At 64.9% G+C, this 18,416-nt stretch carries 14 protein-coding genes; 8 read left to right on the top strand and 6 right to left on the bottom strand.

Features of this window, described 5'->3' with window-relative positions:
* Positions 1 to 24: 24 nt before the first annotated feature.
* The 4 genes from ABD243_RS01110 to ABD243_RS01095 all read left to right on the top strand — a co-directional run bounded on the left by ABD243_RS01110 (position 25) and on the right by ABD243_RS01095 (position 5,970).
* Positions 25 to 477 carry an acetone carboxylase subunit gamma gene (locus tag ABD243_RS01110; protein ID WP_116765603.1) on the top strand — a complete coding sequence of 151 codons (453 nt, stop codon included), beginning with the start codon at positions 25 to 27 and terminating at the stop codon, positions 475 to 477.
* A gap of 27 nt (positions 478 to 504) precedes the next feature.
* The gene (locus tag ABD243_RS01105) at positions 505 to 2,631 is read left to right on the top strand and encodes a hydantoinase/oxoprolinase family protein (RefSeq protein WP_344361094.1); all 2,127 of its coding nucleotides are present in this window, start codon (positions 505 to 507) and stop codon (positions 2,629 to 2,631) included.
* 63 nt (positions 2,632 to 2,694) lie between these two features.
* Positions 2,695 to 5,025: a hydantoinase B/oxoprolinase family protein gene (locus tag ABD243_RS01100; RefSeq protein ID WP_344361091.1), complete on the top strand. Its 2,331-nt coding sequence runs from the start codon at positions 2,695 to 2,697 to the stop codon at positions 5,023 to 5,025.
* Positions 5,026 to 5,148: 123 nt separating this feature from the next.
* Positions 5,149 to 5,970 carry a hypothetical protein gene (locus ABD243_RS01095; RefSeq protein ID WP_344361088.1) on the top strand — a complete coding sequence of 274 codons (822 nt, stop codon included), beginning with the start codon at positions 5,149 to 5,151 and terminating at the stop codon, positions 5,968 to 5,970.
* Positions 5,971 to 5,981: 11 nt separating this feature from the next.
* On the opposite strand, the gene ABD243_RS01090 is transcribed toward ABD243_RS01095, so the two are convergent.
* From ABD243_RS01090 to ABD243_RS01075, 4 genes are all read right to left on the bottom strand, one after another.
* A complete protein-coding gene (locus tag ABD243_RS01090) occupies positions 5,982 to 8,792 on the bottom strand; it encodes a winged helix-turn-helix domain-containing protein (protein ID WP_344361086.1) in 2,811 nt (936 codons plus the stop codon).
* Between the two features lie 211 nt (positions 8,793 to 9,003).
* Entirely contained in the window at positions 9,004 to 10,200 is a 1,197-nt protein-coding gene (locus tag ABD243_RS01085; RefSeq protein WP_344361084.1) for an acetyl-CoA acetyltransferase, read from the bottom strand.
* The gene (locus ABD243_RS01080; RefSeq protein WP_344361081.1) at positions 10,197 to 10,907 is read right to left on the bottom strand and encodes a CoA transferase subunit B; all 711 of its coding nucleotides are present in this window, start codon (positions 10,905 to 10,907) and stop codon (positions 10,197 to 10,199) included. The genes ABD243_RS01085 and ABD243_RS01080 overlap by 4 nt, the downstream gene beginning before the upstream one ends.
* A 31-nt stretch (positions 10,908 to 10,938) precedes the next feature.
* Positions 10,939 to 11,679 (bottom strand): CoA transferase subunit A, encoded by a 741-nt coding sequence (locus ABD243_RS01075; RefSeq protein ID WP_344361079.1) that lies wholly within the window; start codon positions 11,677 to 11,679, stop codon positions 10,939 to 10,941.
* A gap of 201 nt (positions 11,680 to 11,880) precedes the next feature.
* On the opposite strand from ABD243_RS01075, the gene ABD243_RS01070 reads away from it, so the two are divergent.
* Positions 11,881 to 12,657 carry an IclR family transcriptional regulator gene (locus ABD243_RS01070; RefSeq protein ID WP_344361076.1) on the top strand — a complete coding sequence of 259 codons (777 nt, stop codon included), beginning with the start codon at positions 11,881 to 11,883 and terminating at the stop codon, positions 12,655 to 12,657.
* Positions 12,658 to 12,987: 330 nt separating this feature from the next.
* Positions 12,988 to 13,953 (top strand): plastocyanin/azurin family copper-binding protein, encoded by a 966-nt coding sequence (locus tag ABD243_RS01065; RefSeq protein WP_344361074.1) that lies wholly within the window; start codon positions 12,988 to 12,990, stop codon positions 13,951 to 13,953.
* A gap of 79 nt (positions 13,954 to 14,032) precedes the next feature.
* Here the strand turns inward: ABD243_RS01065 and nadE are convergent, their stop codons facing one another.
* Both nadE and ABD243_RS01055 read right to left on the bottom strand, forming a co-directional pair.
* Positions 14,033 to 14,854: an ammonia-dependent NAD(+) synthetase gene (nadE, locus tag ABD243_RS01060; protein ID WP_344361072.1), complete on the bottom strand. Its 822-nt coding sequence runs from the start codon at positions 14,852 to 14,854 to the stop codon at positions 14,033 to 14,035.
* Positions 14,855 to 15,087: 233 nt separating this feature from the next.
* Positions 15,088 to 16,110, bottom strand: a complete 1,023-nt coding sequence (locus tag ABD243_RS01055) for a LacI family DNA-binding transcriptional regulator (protein ID WP_344361070.1) — start codon at positions 16,108 to 16,110, stop codon at positions 15,088 to 15,090.
* Between the two features lie 305 nt (positions 16,111 to 16,415).
* Between ABD243_RS01055 and ABD243_RS01050 the strand changes: the two genes are divergently transcribed.
* Positions 16,416 to 17,267, top strand: coding sequence for a sugar phosphate isomerase/epimerase family protein (locus tag ABD243_RS01050; protein WP_344361068.1), 852 nt, complete (start codon positions 16,416 to 16,418; stop codon positions 17,265 to 17,267).
* 71 nt (positions 17,268 to 17,338) lie between these two features.
* Complete coding sequence (locus tag ABD243_RS01045) at positions 17,339 to 18,346, top strand: Gfo/Idh/MocA family protein (protein WP_344361066.1); 1,008 nt, start codon at positions 17,339 to 17,341, stop codon at positions 18,344 to 18,346.
* Positions 18,347 to 18,416: the final 70 nt, after the last annotated feature.

The following is an 18,416-nucleotide window of genomic DNA, read 5'->3' as shown; positions in this document are numbered from 1 at the left end:
CAGCAAGAACAGGTGAGACACGCTATGCGAATTCCAATGACGGAATATCTGATCATCGATCTCGAGACCGAGCGATGGAACTGCAGGGTATGCAACCAGGATCTCGGCGAGGCCAGAGGCAACTACAAGGAGGGGACACTGGTCTACGACCGGGACCCCACGGAAATCCACCAGTCGATCCTGGACCCGGAGAAGTACGAATTCACGTTCGCTCCGGACCCCACTTTCTGCCGGATTCTCGAGTTCTACTGCCCGGGCTGCGGGACGCAACTGGAAACGGAGTACGTACCGCCGGGACACCCGCCCACGGTGGACATGCTGTGGGACATCGACTCGCTCCGCGAAACATGGATCAAGCGGGGCACCAAGCCTGAGGTCGTCATCAATTACGGACCCGGGGAAGAGGCTGTTGCTGATTTCACCCCGGCCCTCGGCTCGTACAACACCCACAACCATTCGCCCCATTCGTTCAGCTAGTACTTGGAATAAAGGAGACCACTGGTCATGAAACGAATCTCCGTCGACATCGGCGGCACATTTACCGACTGCTTTTTTGCCTGGGAAGACCAGTACGTTGAAGCAAAGGCGCTCACAACGCACCACAACCTGGCCCAAGGCTTCAACGAAGCACTCGACCTCGCCTGCTCACGCGCCGGGCTGGACCGGGACCTCGTCCTGAAGGAAGTCGATTCCGTCCGGTATGCCACGACGCTCGGCACCAACGCCCTGATCGAAGGCAAAGGCCCGCGGGTGGGGGCACTGGTCACCCACGGCTTTGAGGACACCATCCCGCTGTCCCGCGGCCGTGGCTACGGTGAAGGACTGGACCCTTCCAAGCAGCAGAACATGCCTGATGCCACCCGCCCTGATCCGCTCGTTCCCCGCGCCCTGATCCGCTCGGTGAAGGAGCGAATCAACTCCGCCGGCAAGGTGGTCGTTTCGCTGATGGAGGACGATGTCCGCACCCAGGTGCGCGAACTCGTGGACGCCGGTGCGGAAGCGATCGTGGTCTCCCTGGTCAACTCGACCGAGAACCCGGTCCATGAGCAGCAGATCCTGGAGATCATCCTGGACGAGTACCCGGCCCACGAGCTCGGAGCCATCCCCGTCCTGCTGGGAAGCCAGGTGTCGGGCCGAAAGGGCGAGTACGTCCGTGCGACGTCGACGATCGTGGACGCATTCCTGCACGAGATCATGTTCCACGCGCTGGGGCAGCTGTCCAACAACCTGCGTTCGTCCGGTTACGACAAGCCCATGCTTGTCATCCACAACTCAGGCGGCATGGCGCAGTCCAACTCGACTGATGCCCTGCAGACCATCCATTCCGGCCCCATCGCCGGCGTCGGCGCCGCACAGCACCTGGCCGACAGCACCGGCCTGGGAAACGTGATTTCGACCGATATGGGCGGCACGTCCTTCGACATCGGCCTGGTCCCGGAAGGCGGAGTCAAGCACTACGACTTCCAGCCGACCATCGGCCGCTGGCTGGTATCGGTTCCCATGATCCACTTGCTGACGCTGGGCGCGGGAGGCGGCTCGATTGCCAGCTATGACCGCATCCACCACGCGGTACAGATTGGGCCGGAATCAGCCGGCTCGGATCCAGGCCCCGCGTGCTACGACCGCGGCGGCCTCCGACCGACAGTCACGGACGCTGACCTGGTCCTGGGGTACCTGGATCCGGACAACTACGCCAACGGCTACATCAAGCTGAACAAAAAGCGCTCCGCCTACGCAATCGACGAGGTCCTCGCTGATGACCTGAACATGGATACCATCCCGGTCGCCAAGATCATCAAGAATGCGGTCGACGAGCAGATGGCGATCGGAATGGCCAAAGAGCTGCGGGTCCGGGGATACCTTCCGGAAGACTTCACCATGCTGGCCTATGGCGGCAACGGACCCCTGCACGCCTGCGGCATCGCCGATCACGCCGGCATCCGCAGGATCCTCGCGCCGCCCTTTTCCTCGGTGTTCTCGGCCTGCGGCGCCGGCAACATGAAACCCCTCCACATCCATGAGCGCGGCTCCCATGTGGTGCTTTACAACCCCACGGACCGCAGCCTCTACCAGAGCTACGACGAGCTGAACAACGTCATCCAGGAGCTGGAAGCCAAGGGCAAGGAAGACCTGATCCGCCAGGGGTACGACGCCGCCGACATCCGCTACAGCCTCGAAATGGACATGCGCTACGGCAATCAGCTGGTGACCACGGCCGTCGTTTTCGACATCAACCGTGTGAACGGCGTCGCCGACGTGCTTCACCTGATCCGGACGTTCTCGGACATCTATGGCAAGCGCTACGGTGCCGGCAGCCAGGCTCCCGAGGCCGGCATCCGTGCCCAGACCGTGCGGGTGTCGTCCTACGTGGACGGGGACGTGGTTAAGTTCGATTCGATCGACTCCGGACACGACAGGACCATGCCCAGCCCGGTCGGCACCCGGCAGGTCCACTTCGTGAAGATCGACGGGGCCGTCGACACCCCGGTGTACGACGCCGAGGCCCTCCACCACCAACACGTCATCCACGGCCCGGCCATCGTCACCACGGAAAACACCACGTATCTGGTGGAACCGGGATGGCGCCTGGAACCGACATCCCAGGGAGCCGTGTGGTTCCTCAAAGACTGATCCCGTGCCTCACGGATCCCATCCAGGCCTTCCAGCTAATCCCATTGAAGGAGCTCGACAGCAATGACGCTTACAGCAAATGAACCCAGCACGTCCGGCGAAGCCGACGACGCTTCCCAGCCGCTGACTGCCCAGGAGCAGCAGTGGGTGGACCAATTCATGGACGAAACAACCCTCTTTCTCGGCCCGGACCCGGCCATCATGCGAAGCCACCAGATCACGTCCCGCTCCGCCTACGAGGAAGAGTGCATCTCCAAGGGCGTGGACCCCATCAAGGTAGACCGCATCCGCAAGCGTCTGGCCGGCGCCCTGGATGAGGGCTACGAAATGTGCGAGGCCATGGGTGCCGCTCCCGGCGCCAAATGGGGGGACCTGACGACGGCGATCTACACCGCCGAAGGGGATGTCACCTACCTGTCCTGCCACGGCGTGATCGCGTTCTCGGCGATCCTGCATCACCCGATCCGCTACATCATGAAGTATTGGAAGGACGAGCCGACGGTGGGGATCAACCCCGGCGATGGGTTCATCCACAATGATGCCCGGTACGGAAACGTCCACAACACGGACCAGTCCATGATCATGCCGATCTTCCGCGAGGGAAAGATCATTGCCTGGGTCGCCGCGACCATCCACGAAGGCGAGAACGGGGCCTGCGAGCCCGGCGGAATGCCGTCAGGTTCCGAGACCCCGTTCGACGACGGACTCCGGATGTCCCCGTTCAAGATCGTCGAGAAGGGCGATCTGCGCCGGGACCTGCTGACATTCCTGCAGCACTCGGTTCGCGACCCCAAGCTGCAACTGGCTGACCTCAAGGTCAAGATCGGCGCCGTCCAGCGCATCCAGGAACGCGTCGACAGCATCATCGACGAAGTGGGAGTGGAGACCTTCGTCGCTGCCCTGCGGGTCACCGTTGAAGACGTGGAGCAGGAAGTCAAGCGCCGCATCAGTGAACTGCCGGACGGGACCGTGTCCTTTAACCAGTTCATGGACTCCACGCTCAAGGAGAACATCCTGATCAAGTTCGCCTGCAAGGTGACGGTTAAGGGTGACAAAATGACGGTGGACCTGAGGGGCACGGGTCCCGAAATCCTCAACCGGGCCATTAACTCCCCGCTGTGCTCGGTCAAATCGATGATGATGCAGGCAATCCTGGCGTTCTGGTGGCCTGACCTGCCCCGCTGCACCTCGGCGATGTCTCCTATCGACATCATCTCGGATGAACACACGTGGGCAGACGCTGGTTACGATGCTCCGATGGGGCAATCGCTGCAGGCGTCGTTCCGCGGATTCTCGGCCCTGCAAACAGCTTTCGCCAAGATGCAGTTCTCCAACCCGGAGAAGTTCTCCAATGTCCTGGCTCCGTGGTTCAACCAGATCAACACCTTCCTGTGGGGAGGCCTGACCCAGCACGGCGACCAGGTAGGAAACCTGTGTGCCGACCTCAACGGCATGGGTGGCGGTGCCAAGGCATTCCGTGACGGTGAAGACGCTGTCTCACCGCTGTTCTGTGCCATGGCTGACACTGCCGAACAGGAAGTCATGGAAGAGGAAGTTCCTTTCATGCAGTTGGTCAGCAAGCGGATCGTCCGCGACAACCAGGGCTTCGGCAAGAACAGCGGCGGCATGGGCTATGAGATGATCGTCGCCGCCGAGGGAACGCCGATGTGGGGCTTCATGACCGTTACCTCGGGATCCAAGTTCTCGTCCGTCACGGGAATGTTCGGCGGCTACGGCTGCAGCACGACACCGCTGGCCATGGTGAAGGGCATCAACATCTACGACGTCATCCGCAAGGACTCCAGCAAATTCGATTTGTCCATGGAGCGGATCATGAACGAGCAGCCCTACGAGGGCGGTAAATACACCACTTCCCATATGGGGTTGCAGTTCGACGTCGCCAAGGACGGCGAGATGTACATGATCGCCCAAGGCTCCGGCGGCGGGTACGGCGACGTTCTGGAACGTGATCCGGAAGCAGTGGCCAAGGATCTGGAACTCGGCCGCATTTCACCGAAGGTCGCCACCAGCATCTACGGCGTCGTCTGGGATCCTGAAACGTTCGTGGTGGACCAGGAGGCAACCACCCGGCTGCGCCACGACTCACGGCAGGCCCGGATCGCCCGCGGCAAGCCGTACAAGGAGTTCCTTGAGGGCTACGTGAAAACCGAGCCCCCGAAGGACCTGCTCTACTACGGGTCCTGGGGCGACGACACGGAGGAGCTCACCGCCACGCACTTCACGAATAACGGACCGGAACGGGTCAAGGCGACCATCGACAAGCTGCCGCTGATCATGCTTCCGGACCGCAGGGAAGTGAAGATCAGCGCCCTGGAGGACCGAATCCGCGAGCTCGAGCAGAAGCACGGGGAAGTTGTCCACCGTAAGTCCTAGCCCGTTACGGCACGTCCCGGGCTGCGACACAGCAACCCCAGAAGCCCTCAGCGCCGCATCCTCCCCAGCCAGGACGGTGCGGCGCTGAAGGCCTATATCAGCCAAAGTATGGAGAAAGACGTCATGACCACTTCCACCGCCACCACCCTCGCCAACGTTGTTGCCTCCCCTCCGTCGGGGCGGCCGAAAGCCATGGTGTTCGACCACCACGAGTACGCAGCTTCCGTGATTCTTCGTGGCCGGCCCGTCCCGTGGGACAACGCCACGGCGTATGCGGCTTTCTTCGCCCAGGCACAGGGGCTGCTCCGGCCGGACGTGGCGCTCCTGGACCTGGACCGGCTCTACGGTCATTTGACCGCCGGCAACACCAGGCTTGAGACCGGCATGGCGGCCAGATCCCGGACAGGGTTCGCGCTGAGGACTTTGCTGGGCGACGAGGACCTCAACCGGGCGGTGCTGGACTTCGTTACCGTGTTCGCCAAGACAGCCCGCCAGCCTGTGGTGCTTCGCATCCCGTCGCCGATGATGTGGCTCACGGACACGCACCACTTTTCGGGCGCGGACGATACCAGCGCCCTCGACGCCGACAACGCCGAGAATGCCTCCATGTATGTCAGCGACTGGCTGCGGGCGTTCGCGGGGCTGCCCGTCGCGGGACTCTTGCTGGACAACCGAACCTCTGCCGGTGCCTCCCGCGGCGTGCACGTTCCGCTGGAGACCTACACTCCGATTGCCAATCTGGCCGGCAACTACCGTTGGACGCTGGGGCAGCTCGACGACGATCAGGCGCGTCTGCACGGGGACGCCGCGGTTGGCGCCTATATTCCTGCAGGGTTCTGGCTGGGGTCGGATGCGGAACTCCCGGCCGGGGACTTCTACCTGGGCGAGATCCCCAGCGCCGCATCGCCGGAGGGCGTGCTGGCCAGACTGGAAACCCTGGGGTAACTGACGTCGGGTTACTTCGGCGGGAGCAGATGCCGCCGTCGGGCCTCTATGACGCAGGCCCTTCGGTCACTGACGCCGAGAGTGTTGAACAGGCTCTTGAGATACCACTTGACGGTGTTGATGCCCAGATGCAGCTCCTGGGCGATTTCGCGGTTGGACCTTTCCTTCTCGACAAGACGCAGGATCATCTGTTCGCGCTGCGACAAGCCCGGTTCCGGAACGGTGGTGCCCGCGCCCGTGGGGGGAGAGACGGCCTCTGCAGACCACCGGGCATCACGGTTCGTCTTGGCCTGGGAATCCAGCCGGATGAGGATACTGAGGAAACGCGGTAACTCGTGGCTCCTCACCTCCGGGCCGGGCTCCCGCCGCAGCCTGGCCGAGGTGGCGCGCACCAGATCCAGGCAGCCTGAGCCGCCATCGAGGACGGGCCGGACCAGGCCCAGCCGGCAACACGTCTCGAGTGCAGGCCAGAGCGTCGTTTCGGCTTCCTCACGGTTCCCCGCCTGTTCCAGAGCGGCCGCCAGCAGGATACGGGCATTTAGCTCCGCCCTCGGCCCCAAATAGGCTGCGGCCCGTGAAAGCAGGCGGCGGGCGCCTTCCACCGTGGCCAGTGGCCTGGGGGAGGCCGGTCCCTCGTGCTCGGCGTCAGCCATGGCGGACCGCAGCTGCGTGGCCAGCTGGATCTGGTGCCTGGCCTCGGCCAGCCCTTCCAGCCGTGGCCCGGTAGTGTCCGCCGCTTCTTGGGCAACTGCCGCGCCCAGCACGGCATTGTGGGGTTCGGCGTCGATGGTCCGGGGGCTGATGCCCAACTGCACGCGTTCCAGATTCATGACCAATTTGAGCCGGTCCAAGCCGAGGCTGTCGGCCACCAGATCGCCTTCATCGAGTATTTCCCTGGCCCGCGGAGTGTCCCCCCGAAGTGCTTTTATTCTTGCCAGCGTCCCGTATGTGGACAACATGAAGTCAACCACCCCGCCTTCGGAGCCCAGCTCGCGGGTTTCCTCCAGTAACTTCTCGGCCTTGTCGAGTTCGCCGCGTTCATAGAGGAGCTGGCCCATCATTGCTCCCGCCAGCCGCGCCGCGTGCGAGTATCGCCCGGCCTTGCGCCGGCCGAGTTCCACAGCCGCGGTGAAGTGCTGGTCCACGCTGTCCAGATCGAGCAGGGCGTAGGCGGCAAGCCCCGCGAAACACTGTCCGTACACGCCACTGAAGGGCCCCGAGGTGAGACCGTGGAACTTCGCGGCCCAGCGCTGTTGTTCCAAAGCGAGAGGGTAATCGCCGTCGTGGATCTTCTTGAACGTGGAGACGTTCGCTGCCACCGACACGATCCAGGGCCGGAGCAGATCCGCCTGGGCGAAGCACTTCTCGTCCAGTTCATCCACGTGGTTTACTCTGTCGCCATACATGTCGATGCAACTCTGCACAACGAGCCCTTCGACGCCCAGTTCAAAGCGGTCGTGTTCGGTCAGGGTCGCATCGGCGGGCATCACGGCTTCAGCCCGGTCCAAGGCACTCTGCGCCGCTGCGGATTGGTGAAGCAGGGTATGGGCCCAGGCTATCGCCGTCTGGAGCCGGGCTTGCCCGGCCACATGGTCAGCCGGGATCTTGCCGACGAGAGCCAACAGGGTCGACATGCTGGAGTGTTCCACTAGCCACATGGCGCGGAATTCGACGATCTCCACCGCGAGCTCAACGTCCCCGGCGGCGAGGGCATGGTCCACCGCGTCGCTGGGGAATCCGTTTTCCGAATACCAGCGGGCAGCGATCAGGTTCAGTTCCTTGGTCCGGCCCGGGTAATCCCGCTCCAGACGTCGGCGCAGGTAGTCCTCAAACAGGTGGTGATAGCGGTACCACGTGCCGTCCTCGTCGAGGGGCTGCAGGAAAAGATCCTGCGCCTGGATCTTCTCCAGCATCGCCTGGCCCAGTTCGACTCCCGAGAGGGCGGACGCCAGCCCCGCGCACAGCCGTTCCGGAACCGACGTCGTCAGCAGGAAATCCAGCGTTTCGGGGTCGAGGGTGTCGAGGACGTTTTCGGCCAGATATTCACCGATCGAGGCGTGCCTGCCGGAGAGCCGTTCGATCAGTTCTGAGGCCTCGCGGTGGTCCCTGAGTGACAGGGAGACCAGTTGCAGCGCGGCGATCCAGCCCTCAGTCGTCCGGTGGAGGCTGGCCACGTCTCCCGCATCCAGATCGAGCCGGTTGATGCCGACCAGGAAGTCCTGGGATTCGTTTTCATCGAACCTCAGTGCGACCGCGTCCACTTCGAGCAGCTGGTCCCGCACCATAAGCCGGCCCAGTGGCAGGCCTGAGCGGGTGCGGCTGGTGATGATGAAGGACAGATGTGAGCCGCCGGCATCGAGCAGCCGTTCCACTACCGCCCTGGTTCTGGGCTCCGTGACCAGATGCCAGTCATCCAGGGTGATGACGATGTCCTCGCCGCCCTCATCGATGGCGTTGATGAGGGCGGGAACCACGTATTGCTCAGCGTCGTCGGGGCGCTCCTCCAGCAATTGCTGCAGCTCCTCCTCGAGTCCGGGCCGGGCTTTGCGGATTGCCTGGAGCAGATGGGAAAGGAACCAGATGGTGTTGTTGTCGTCCCGGTCCAAGGACAACCAGACGGTGACGAGCCCCTGGGACGCGAGGCTTTCCATCCATTGGGCGGCAAGGGTCGACTTGCCAAAACCGGCCGGGGCGTGGATCAACGCGAGCCGCCGTTTCCGGTCCGAGTGGAGCATCTCGGTCAGCCGCGCACGGTGAACCCACTGGCCAACAGGCTCGGGCGCGCGGAACTTGCTTGACGCACTGGGTGGTCCTGTCGGCATCCGCCACCTCCTTGTGGTCCGGCGGTCGCCGGGAATGCATTTAGCCCTCTGAAATCCTATGGGAACCGCGGCATCAAAGACAGCGGTGACAAGCGGCCGCCCCTTCCCGCGGATTCCTGCCGCCGGCGCCCCCACCACAAGCAACGCGGGGCCAGATGTGGTCCATCCAGCCATGAGGAATGGGCTGCATCTGACCCCGCGTTGGTTCTTCTTAGACGGCTTCGAGGACGCTGACGTAGTTGGCGATGCCGACCCCGCCCATGTTCTGCACCGCGGCCCGACGCGGGCTGGCCAACTGCATGGCGCCGGCCGTGCCGGTGAGCTGCATGGCGGCGATGACGTGCTGCGAGACGCCGGTGGCGCCGACCGGGTGGCCCTTGGCCTTGAGGCCGCCCGAGACGTTGACGGGAAGCTTGCCGTCCTTGAAGACCCAGCCTTCCTCGAGCGCCCGGGCGCCCTGGCCGCGTTCGGTCAGTCCCATGGCCTCGTACATCAACAGCTCGGCGATGGTGAAGCAGTCGTGGACTTCCGCGAAGTCGAGGTCCTCCAGGCCGACGCCGGCCATCCCCAGGGCGCGCTGCCAGGAGACCCGGGTGGCGGCGAATTCGGTGGGATCCCGGCGCTCGGCCGGGAAGAAGTCGTTGGCCTGGCCGAACCCGGCGAGCCGCACCGGCGCGGTGGCGCCCCCGGTGGGGGCGACGCTGAGGACGACGGCGGCGGCGCCGTCGGACACAGGGGAGCAGTCGGTGCGCCGCAACGGATCGGCCACCATCGGGTTCTTGTCCGAGACGGTGCGGCAGAACTCCTCGCCGAGGTCCTTGCGGAGCTGGGCGTAGGGGTTGTCCACGCCGTTGCGGTGGTTCTTGGCTGCGATGGTGCCCAGGACGTCGCCGAGCTTTCCGTTGCCGTCCCCGTAGCGCTTCTCGTAGTGCTTGGCGACCTCGGCGAAGAGTCCGGTGAACCCGGTGGTGGAGGTCTTGCCGGCCATGTCGTAGTCGGCGCCGAGCAGGGCCGCGCCCACGACGTCGGCCCCGGCCTGGGTCATCTTTTCGGCGCCGATCACCAGGACGGTCTTGGCGGTGCCGGCCAGGAGGGACTTGGTGCCTTGCTGGAACGCGGCCGAGCCGGAGGCACAGGCGTTCTCAACCCTGGTGGAGGGGACGTTGGCGAGCTGGTCCGAGACCTGGAGTGCCAGCGAGGACGGGAAGGCCAGCGGCATCATGCCGGAGTTGAACTGGCCCAGGTAGATCTCGTCGATCTGGCCGGGCTCGATCCCGGCGTTGCCGATCGCCTCGGTGGCGACCTGGACGATGAGGGACTCGAGGGTCTCGTCGGTGAGTTTGCCGAAGCGGCTGTGGCCCCAGCCGGTGAGCAGGACGTCCTTGCCGAACTGGTCTTTGAGGCTCATGCCGTGGCTCCTTCGAATGCTGTTGTCTCTTCGGTTACTTCAAGTGCTTCGGGCGCGACGTCGAAGTCGGCTTCGGTCTTCGCGCGAATTTCTTCCACCGTGACGCCGGGGGCGAGGCGGGTGAGCGTGAGCCGCCGCCCGCCGCCTGCTTCTTGTTCATTCTTCACAAGGTCAAACACCGCGAGGTCGCTGATGATGCGGTCCACGCAACTGAGCCCGGTGAGCGGCAGGGTGCATTCCTTGACGATCTTCGCGGTGCCGTCCTTGGCGTTGTGCTCCGTGAGGACCACGACGCGCGGGGTGCCGGCGACGAGGTCCATGGCGCCGCCCATGCCCTTGACCATCTTGCCGGGGATGGTCCAGTTGGCGAGGTCGCCGTTCCCGGAGACCTGCATGGCGCCCAGGATCGCGACCTTGACGTGGCCGCCGCGGATCATGCCAAAGGATGTGGCGGAGTCGAAGATGCTGCCGCCGGGCAGGACGGTGACGGTCTGCTTGCCGGCGTTGATGAGGTCCGCGTCTTCGTCGCCCTCATAGGGGAACGGGCCCATGCCGAGCAGCCCGTTCTCGCTCTGCAGGACCACGCGGACGCCCTCGGGCAGGTTGTTGGCCACCAGCGTGGGGATGCCGATGCCAAGGTTGACGTAGTCGCCGTCGTTCAATTCTTCGGCCGCGATGGCAGCCATTTCATTCCGGGTCCAAGCCATGATGATTCTCCTGAAGAAAGTAGGGCGGCGCTCAGGCCGGCACGGATGTGGCTTCGGCGGTTTCGGCAGCTACAGTGCGGGGACGGACGGTCCGCTGTTCGATGTCCTTGACGCGGGCGCTGGCCTGGACGAGGTGCTGGACGAACACGCCTGGGGTGACGATGTGGTTCGGGTCCAGCCGGCCGGGCTCCACGATCACCTCGGCTTCGGCGACAGTCACGGCGCCGGCCGTGGCCACCACCGGGTTGAAGTTCTGCGCGGTGTAGCGGTAGATCAGGTTGCCGTCGGTGTCAGCGGTGTGCGCGTGCACCAGGGCGACATCGGCCTTGATGGCGCGTTCCTGAACATATGTTTCGCCGTCGAACTCGGCGAGCGGCTTGCCCTCGGCGACGAGGGTGCCCACGCCGGTCTTCGTGTAGAAGGCCGGGATGCCGGCGCCGCCGGCACGGAGGCGCTCCGCAAGTGTGCCCTGCGGGGTGAACTCCACCTCCAGTTTGCCGGCCAGGTACTGCTCGGCGAACAGTTTGTTTTCCCCGACGTAGGAGGCGATCACCTTGCGGACCTGTCCGGCTTCGATCAGGATGCCGAGGCCCTTGCCGTCCACGCCCATGTTGTTGGACACCACGGTGAGGTTTTTGACGCCCGAATCGCGCACCGCCTCGATCAGGTCAGCCGGGATGCCGCTGAGGCCAAAGCCTCCGACGGCGAGCGTCATGCCGTCCCGCAGTACGTCCTGCAGCGCCGCGGCCGCTCCGGATTTCACCTTTGACATCGCATCTCCTCATTGAGCTCTTGACGCAATCCACTTTGTGGACCGTTACCCTGCTGTTGGAGCCTACGGTGCCGAAATGACGGCTGTCAATGGATGATTTTGGCCTCATCCATGCCGTTTTTACAGTGTGGACGGTACACTGGTGAGCGTCCACAATATGGATAGTTTGAGTGGGTCTAACGCAAAATCCGAGGAAAGAACATGTCTTCATTACCTGTCCAGGGCGCACAAGTCGTCAGCCGCGTCGCGTCGCTGCTGCGCATAGTCGGAAGAAAACCGGAAGGCTCCCCGCTCGTGGAACTCGTCAGGGAATCCGGGCTCACCCGGCCCACCGTGCACCGGCTGCTTTCGTCTCTGGCGTCCGAGGGCCTGCTGGACCAGGACCCGCAGGGCGGCAACTGGGTGCTGGGTCCGGAGATCTTGCTGCTGGGGTCCGTGGCCTCGGCCCGTTTCCCGCTTGAGGACATCGCCCGGCCCAGCCTCCGCCGCCTCGCCGAGGAGACTGGCGAGAGCGCCTTCTTTTCCATCCGCCGCGGCAACGAAACGGTCTGCCTGCTCCGGGAGGAGGGAAGTTTCCCGGTCCGGTCCTTCGTGCTGCACGAGGGTGTGCGGTTTCCGCTCGGCGTCGCCTCCGCGGGCACCGCCATCATGGCGTTCCTGCCGGCGGAAGAGCAGGAGGACCTGCTCTCGGATTGGCCAGCCCACGCGGGCAGCTTCGCGGCCGGGCACACGGAAGCACTTGTCCGCGAGAACCTCGAAGCCACGCGGCAGGCCGGCTATGCGGTCAACCCGGGGCTGATCCTGGAAGGAAGCTGGGGGATGGGCGCGGCGGTCTTCGACCAGCGGGGCCGCCCCGCATGGGCCCTTTCCCTGACGGGCATCGAGCCGCGCTTCCGGGAAGACCGTCGCCCGCAGCTGGGACGGCTGCTCATGGACGAGGCCCACCGCATCTCGACGCAGCTGCAAGGCACCCGCTAGGACCCATCGGAGTGTCGCTGTGCTTTATGGGCCGGCCCGGACGCCTCGACAAAACAAGGGCCGCGGAGCACGATGATAACTGCATCCGGAGACTTCAGCTGCCGCTCTGTGAGCTGAGGTTACCCGCACCGATATGATCGCCAGTGCCCGGCCAGCGGGCACGGTCCGGCGGCCGTACTCCCCGACCCCGCCACGGTCCCGGGGAGCAACGGTCCGGCGGACGCGCCCTCCGCCGGCGCCGGCCGGCGCCGTGGTCGACGTCGGCCGTGAAACGAACACCAGGCCGGTCCCCGGCCGTACATTTGGAATTCCCCCAAAGGAGTGAGTCGTATGGCTCCTCACCCCGCAATACATGCAATGCCGCGCCTTGTGCGCACCCTGATAGCTGCCGGGATGGCACTGGTGCTGCCTCTGGCACTCAGCGGCGCCGCCCAGGCGACCGGCAGCAAGCCGTCAAGAACGTGGACCGTGCAGGTCGGCTCCGAATCCGAAGACCAGGCGATTCAAGGCATGGCATTCCTGCCCGAGCATATTTACATCAACGCCGGCGACAAGGTGACGTGGAAGGCCAACTCCGCCGAGATCCACACCGTCACGTTCCTGGCCGCCGGCCAATCACTGGAATCCACACAGCCGTTCAACCCCACGGATCCGCAAGAGATCTCTAAACAGGGCAGCAACGTCTACGACGGGCAGTCATATTTCAGCTCCGGAGTCATGTCCAACGTGTCCAATAGCGGTTTTAAGGAAGCCGCGAAGTACACACTGAAATTCCCGCACACCGGTGAATTCACGTACTACTGTTTGGTGCACGGGATGGCCATGAAAGGCATGGTCCATGTCCGGGACGCAGGAACTGACTACCCGTACACGCAGTCGCAGTACGACCGCCACGCCAAGAAACAGGAACAGCGCATCCTGCGCGACGGACACAAGTCCTGGGACGCGGCCCGCGACCAAGCCACCAACCACACGGTCATCGCCGGCACGGACAACGGGACCTCCATGGTGATGCGGTTTGTGCACCAGGAAATCAGCATCAAGGTCGGTGAAAGCGTGACATTCGTGAACAACGGCATGGGAGCCCCGCACACCGTCACGTTCGGCAAGGAACCGGCCAACATCTTCGCGCCGCTCGGCGACCCCGCTCACTTCACCGGCGGGGACCTGAGCTCCGGGCTGATGCCGCCAGGCAGCCACTTCACCGTGACCTTCCATTCGGCCGGCGAGTTCAAGTACATCTGCGCCCTGCATGACTTCATGGGCATGGTGGGCACCGTCGAAGTCCGGGAGTAGGGGGCCGGAATAGGGCAGACTGGATTCTGCGGCGCCGGCAGGTGACTGCCGGCGCCGCATCAGCCCTTGGGGGTGCCGGCTACTTCCACCAGGTATCGAAAATCGTGACCGGAACCGTGCGCTTGTGGCGGGTCCGCAGGTACATTCCCTCGATCCGCTCGGCAACGGCGTCCGGCACTTCGCGGCCCTCGAGGTAGTCATCGATCAGGTCGTAGCTCAGGCCGAGTTCATCCTCATCCGTGCGGCCGGGCGTCCCGTCCAGAAGGTCCGCCGTCGGGATTTTTTCCCAGATCCGGGCCGGCGCGCCGAGTTCGGCCAGCAGCGCGCGGTTCTGGCGCTTGTTGAGCCCGAACAGCGGCAGGATGTCGGCCCCGCCGTCGCCGTACTTGGTGAAGAATCCGGTGACGGATTCGGCACCGTGGTCTGTGCCGATCACAAGGTAATTGTGCTCGCCGGCCAGGGCGTACTGGGCGATCATCCGGGTCCTGGCCTTGGTGTTGCCCTTGTGGAAGTCGGAAATCCCGGTGCCGACCGTCTTCTCGAACTCGTCCTCGAAGCCGTCCACCGCGGCCGAAATGTTGAACGTCCACTCGGTCTTGGCGCGCACGAAGTCCAGGGCCGCCTGGGCATCGTCCTCGTCGTGCTGGACGCCGTAGGGGAGCCGGACGGCCACGAAATTCGCCTCGACGCCCTCGGACTCAAGCTCCTCGACCGCCAGCTGGGCCAGCCGCCCGGCCAGGGAGGAGTCCAGGCCGCCCGAGATGCCCAGGACAAACCCCTTGGTGTGGGTGGCCGTCAGGTATTCCTTCAGGAACGTCACGCGTTTGCGCACCTCCCCGGCCGGGTCGATCCGGGGCTGCACGCCCATTTCTTCGATGATCTTCGCCTGGAGTTCACGCATGCCTCACAGCCTAGTCAGCGGTGTCAACCACGCTCAACTGTTGCAGCCGGGACGGCGGGTCAGGCGCCGCACCGGGGTCGGAATTGCGCGGCTTTGCCGGACCGCCGCTGCGCTTTCGGACAACCGCCACGCGGATCCCCGGTGCGCACTGCCGGAATCGGTGCACGCGTCCGGAAGCGGCGCGAAAACCACGAATGCCGTGCGGCTCCGGCGCCGTCGATCGCCGGCCTTGCTTATCGATCCTGCGGAGCCGGACCGGTGGAACCGCGCACCGTCAAGTGGGTGGGCATGACCGAGCGGCTGCGTCGTGCCCCGCCGGCCAGGGGATTCAACCGGGCCAGCAGCATGGACACGGCCACCCGGCCGGCCTGCTCGATGGGGGAGGCCATGGTGGTCAGCGGCGGATTGCAGAAGTCCGCGCCGAAGATGTCATCGCAGCCCACAATGCTCATGTCCTCCGGGACGCGGATCCCGCGCTCGCGCAGCCGCTGGAGCATCCCGATGGCAATGAGGTCGTTGAAAGCGATGCAGGCGCTGACCCGGCTGTGCACGGCGGCATCCGCGGCGGCGGCGCCGGACTGTGTTGTCGGGGCGAAGGGCCCGAGCCGATGGGCCTCCACACCGCGCACCTCGGCCGCCACGGACAAGGCCGTCCACCGCCGTTCGCTGGACTGCGACGACACGGGACCTGCCACATAGGCCACCCGGGTGTGCCCCAGCGAGATCAGGTGGTCCAGTGCCTGGCTGGTCGCGGAGGGGGTGTCGATGATGACTGCGGGCACCCCGGGAACGTCGCGGTTGACCGCAACCACCGGGATCTTCGCCGCCGCCGCCAGGAGGACCTCGTCTCTGAGCCGGGAGGCGGCCACGATGATGCCGTCGGCCCCCTTGCGGAGCTGCTCCATGGCGCTGGCTTCCACCTCATCGGATTCCTCCGTGTCCACCAGCAGCTGGGTGTATCCGGCGGCCTTGAGCTGGAGCTGCGTGCCGCGGATGAGATCGAAGTAGAAGGGGTTGGTGATGTCGGGTACCAGGACCCCTACGGCGCCGGTGCGGCCGGAACTGAGTGCCTTGGCCTGGCTGTTGGGTGTGTAGTTGAGCATGGCGGCCGCTTCCTCGATCCGCGCGCGGGTCCGGACGTTGACCCGTTCCGGCGTCGAGAGCGCCCGGGAAACGGTGGAGGCCGCCACGCCGCAGAGCGCTGCAATGTCATGGATGGTTGCGGGCCGCTCGGCCTGGTCCGGATGCGTCGACACGGGGCTCCTCTCTGAGCAAGTGTCTCTGGGCAGTGATGTTCGCGCATTGGGTTTCCGCGCATTAGGTTTTTGAGCACACAAGGAAATCTGCCGGAAACCACCAGGCGCGGATCACGGCGCGTTGCTGGGTAACCGTGCCGAGTGAGCCGTGCTACAGGGGCGCCGTGAACAAAGAATGGCACAGTTGCAAACTTTTGGCAATCGGTTGTCAAGAATTGGCAGTCCGGCTAGACTCGCATCGAGACCATCACTGTGAACTGACTCACCCTGCCCCGGTGGCGGGGCACTTGAATCGGGAGCCCAAATTGACAACAGCGTCAGCATCAACCAGCTTCACCCTCTCCGGCTTTGGCGACGAGGTTGACCCCAATCCCGAGGTCCAGGCGGCAGTGCTGTTGGCGATCGGCGCCAAGCACATTGAGGTGCGCAGCGCCTGGGGAACCAACGTTTCCGAGCTTTCGGCGGAGCAGCTCGTCGAACTCAAGGCAGTTCTGGACGCCAAGGGCCTGAAGGTCTCCGCCGTCGCCAGCCCCATCGGCAAGGTGGAGGTGTCCCTTCCGGTTGAGCATGAAGTGCAGCGGCTGCGCCGGATCATTGAGGCCGCCAAGACGCTGGACACCAAGTACATCCGCATCTTCTCCTTCTACCGGGCCGAGGGACAGAGCCAGGAAGAGATCCGCGAGGACGTGATGACCCGCATGGCGGCGCTGGCGGCGCTCGCCGCGGAGGCCGGCGTCGTGCTTCTGCATGAGAACGAAAAGGGCATTTACGGCGATACGCCCGAGCGGGTGCTGGACATCATGAAGTCCGTCGATTCGCCGTCCCTGCGCCTCGCCTGGGACAATGCGAACTTCGTCCAGGTCGGCGTCAAGCCGTTCACCGACGGCTACGCCATGCTGCGCCCCTACCTGGAATACTTCCAAGTCAAGGATGCGCTGGCGGGAACCGGCGAAGTGGTCCCGGCCGGGGAGGGCGACGGCGAATTGAAGGAAACCGTCGCGGCCCTGAAAGCCGACGGCTACCGCGGTTTCGCCTCCTTGGAGCCGCACCTGGCCAGCGCCCATGAACTGGGCGGATTCTCCGGCCCGGTTGCCTTCGGTTCCGCGGCGCGCGCCTTCGCCGGGCTGGCCGCGACAAACCACATCGACCTCATCTAGCAGGAGCGCAGCAGCACCCAACGAATGAATCAGCCAATGGATGAAGCACTAGATGAATGAGGGAGCTACGGATGCCAAAGGCGGCAATCATCGGCTGCGGCGACGTGTCGATCGTTCACTTTGACGCGCTTGCCGGGATGGACGACGCCGAACTGGTGGCCGTCTGCGACACGGATCCGGAGCGCCGCGCCACGGCGCAGGCGGCTCACGGGGTCCCGGCGTTCGAGGACTACCGCGACATGCTGGAGGCGGCCGCCCCGGACGTCGTGCACATCACCACCCCGCATCACGAGCATGCTGCGATCGCCATCGACTGCCTGCGCCGCGGCATCCACGTGGTGCTCGAAAAACCCCTGGCGCACACCCTGGCCGAGGGCGAGCGGCTACTGGCCGCTGCCGCGGAAAGCACGGCCCGCATTGGCCTGTGCTTCCAAAACCGCTACAACGCCCCGGTGCAGGAAATGCGGCGGCTGCTGGACTCCGGTGGGCTGGGCAACGTGCTGGGGGCCTCGGCCACCGTCATGTGGCACCGTGACGCCGACTACTACCTCAGCCGGCCCTGGCGCGGAAGCTGGGGCGGTGGCGGCGGAGGCCTCATGATGAACCAGGCCATCCACACCGTTGACCTGCTGCAATGGCTGGTGGGGGACATCGTGTCGCTCTCCGGCAGCGCCTCGACCCGCGCCCTCGCAGAAGCCATCGAGGTGGAGGACACGGCGGAGTTCGCCGCCCTCCACAGCAACGGCGCGCGTAGCGTCTTCTATGCCACCCTCGCCAACGCGGTCAACGCACCCGTCACCCTGGATATCAGCACCGAAACGGCAGCACTGAGCCTGCGCGGTGACCTGACGGTGACGTACGCCGACGGGCGCAGCGAGGTGGTGCGCGAACGCGCCATCGGCTCGGGCGGGCGCTCCTACTGGGGCGTCTCGCATGCCTTGCTGATCGCGGACTTCTATGCCGGGCTGGCGCAACCGGGCCCGTTCTGGATTGACGCCGCCGAAGGGGCGAAGTCGCTGCGGATCGTGAAGGAACTGTACCGGCAGTCCTACCCCGGCTCCGAGGCCAAGGTCTCCTAAGCAGAGGGCGCCCGGAGCGCCCCGGCGCGGGCCGCGGGCTCCTACCCGGAACCGCCGGTCCCCAAGAGCT

Source organism: Arthrobacter humicola (genome assembly GCF_039531445.1).
Taxonomy (GTDB): Bacteria; Actinomycetota; Actinomycetes; order Actinomycetales; family Micrococcaceae; genus Arthrobacter; species Arthrobacter humicola.
The sequence above is the reverse complement of the archived record's forward strand: the minus strand, read 5'-3'. Positions and strand labels throughout refer to the sequence as shown.

Excerpts from the sequence above, each read along its gene's own strand:
- ABD243_RS01110 (WP_116765603.1), top strand. The coding sequence starts at position 25 with ATGCGAATTCCAATGACGGAATATCTGATCATCGATCTCGAGACCGAG.
- ABD243_RS01080 (WP_344361081.1), bottom strand. The coding sequence starts at position 10,907 with ATGGCTTGGACCCGGAATGAAATGGCTGCCATCGCGGCCGAAGAATTG.
- ABD243_RS01090 (WP_344361086.1), bottom strand. The coding sequence starts at position 8,792 with ATGCCGACAGGACCACCCAGTGCGTCAAGCAAGTTCCGCGCGCCCGAG.
- ABD243_RS01105 (WP_344361094.1), top strand. The coding sequence starts at position 505 with ATGAAACGAATCTCCGTCGACATCGGCGGCACATTTACCGACTGCTTT.
- ABD243_RS01075 (WP_344361079.1), bottom strand. The coding sequence starts at position 11,679 with ATGTCAAAGGTGAAATCCGGAGCGGCCGCGGCGCTGCAGGACGTACTG.
- ABD243_RS01045 (WP_344361066.1), top strand. The coding sequence starts at position 17,339 with ATGCCAAAGGCGGCAATCATCGGCTGCGGCGACGTGTCGATCGTTCAC.
- ABD243_RS01085 (WP_344361084.1), bottom strand. The coding sequence starts at position 10,200 with ATGAGCCTCAAAGACCAGTTCGGCAAGGACGTCCTGCTCACCGGCTGG.
- ABD243_RS01095 (WP_344361088.1), top strand. The coding sequence starts at position 5,149 with ATGACCACTTCCACCGCCACCACCCTCGCCAACGTTGTTGCCTCCCCT.
- ABD243_RS01070 (WP_344361076.1), top strand. The coding sequence starts at position 11,881 with ATGTCTTCATTACCTGTCCAGGGCGCACAAGTCGTCAGCCGCGTCGCG.
- ABD243_RS01100 (WP_344361091.1), top strand. The coding sequence starts at position 2,695 with ATGACGCTTACAGCAAATGAACCCAGCACGTCCGGCGAAGCCGACGAC.
- ABD243_RS01065 (WP_344361074.1), top strand. The coding sequence starts at position 12,988 with ATGGCTCCTCACCCCGCAATACATGCAATGCCGCGCCTTGTGCGCACC.
- nadE (WP_344361072.1), bottom strand. The coding sequence starts at position 14,854 with ATGCGTGAACTCCAGGCGAAGATCATCGAAGAAATGGGCGTGCAGCCC.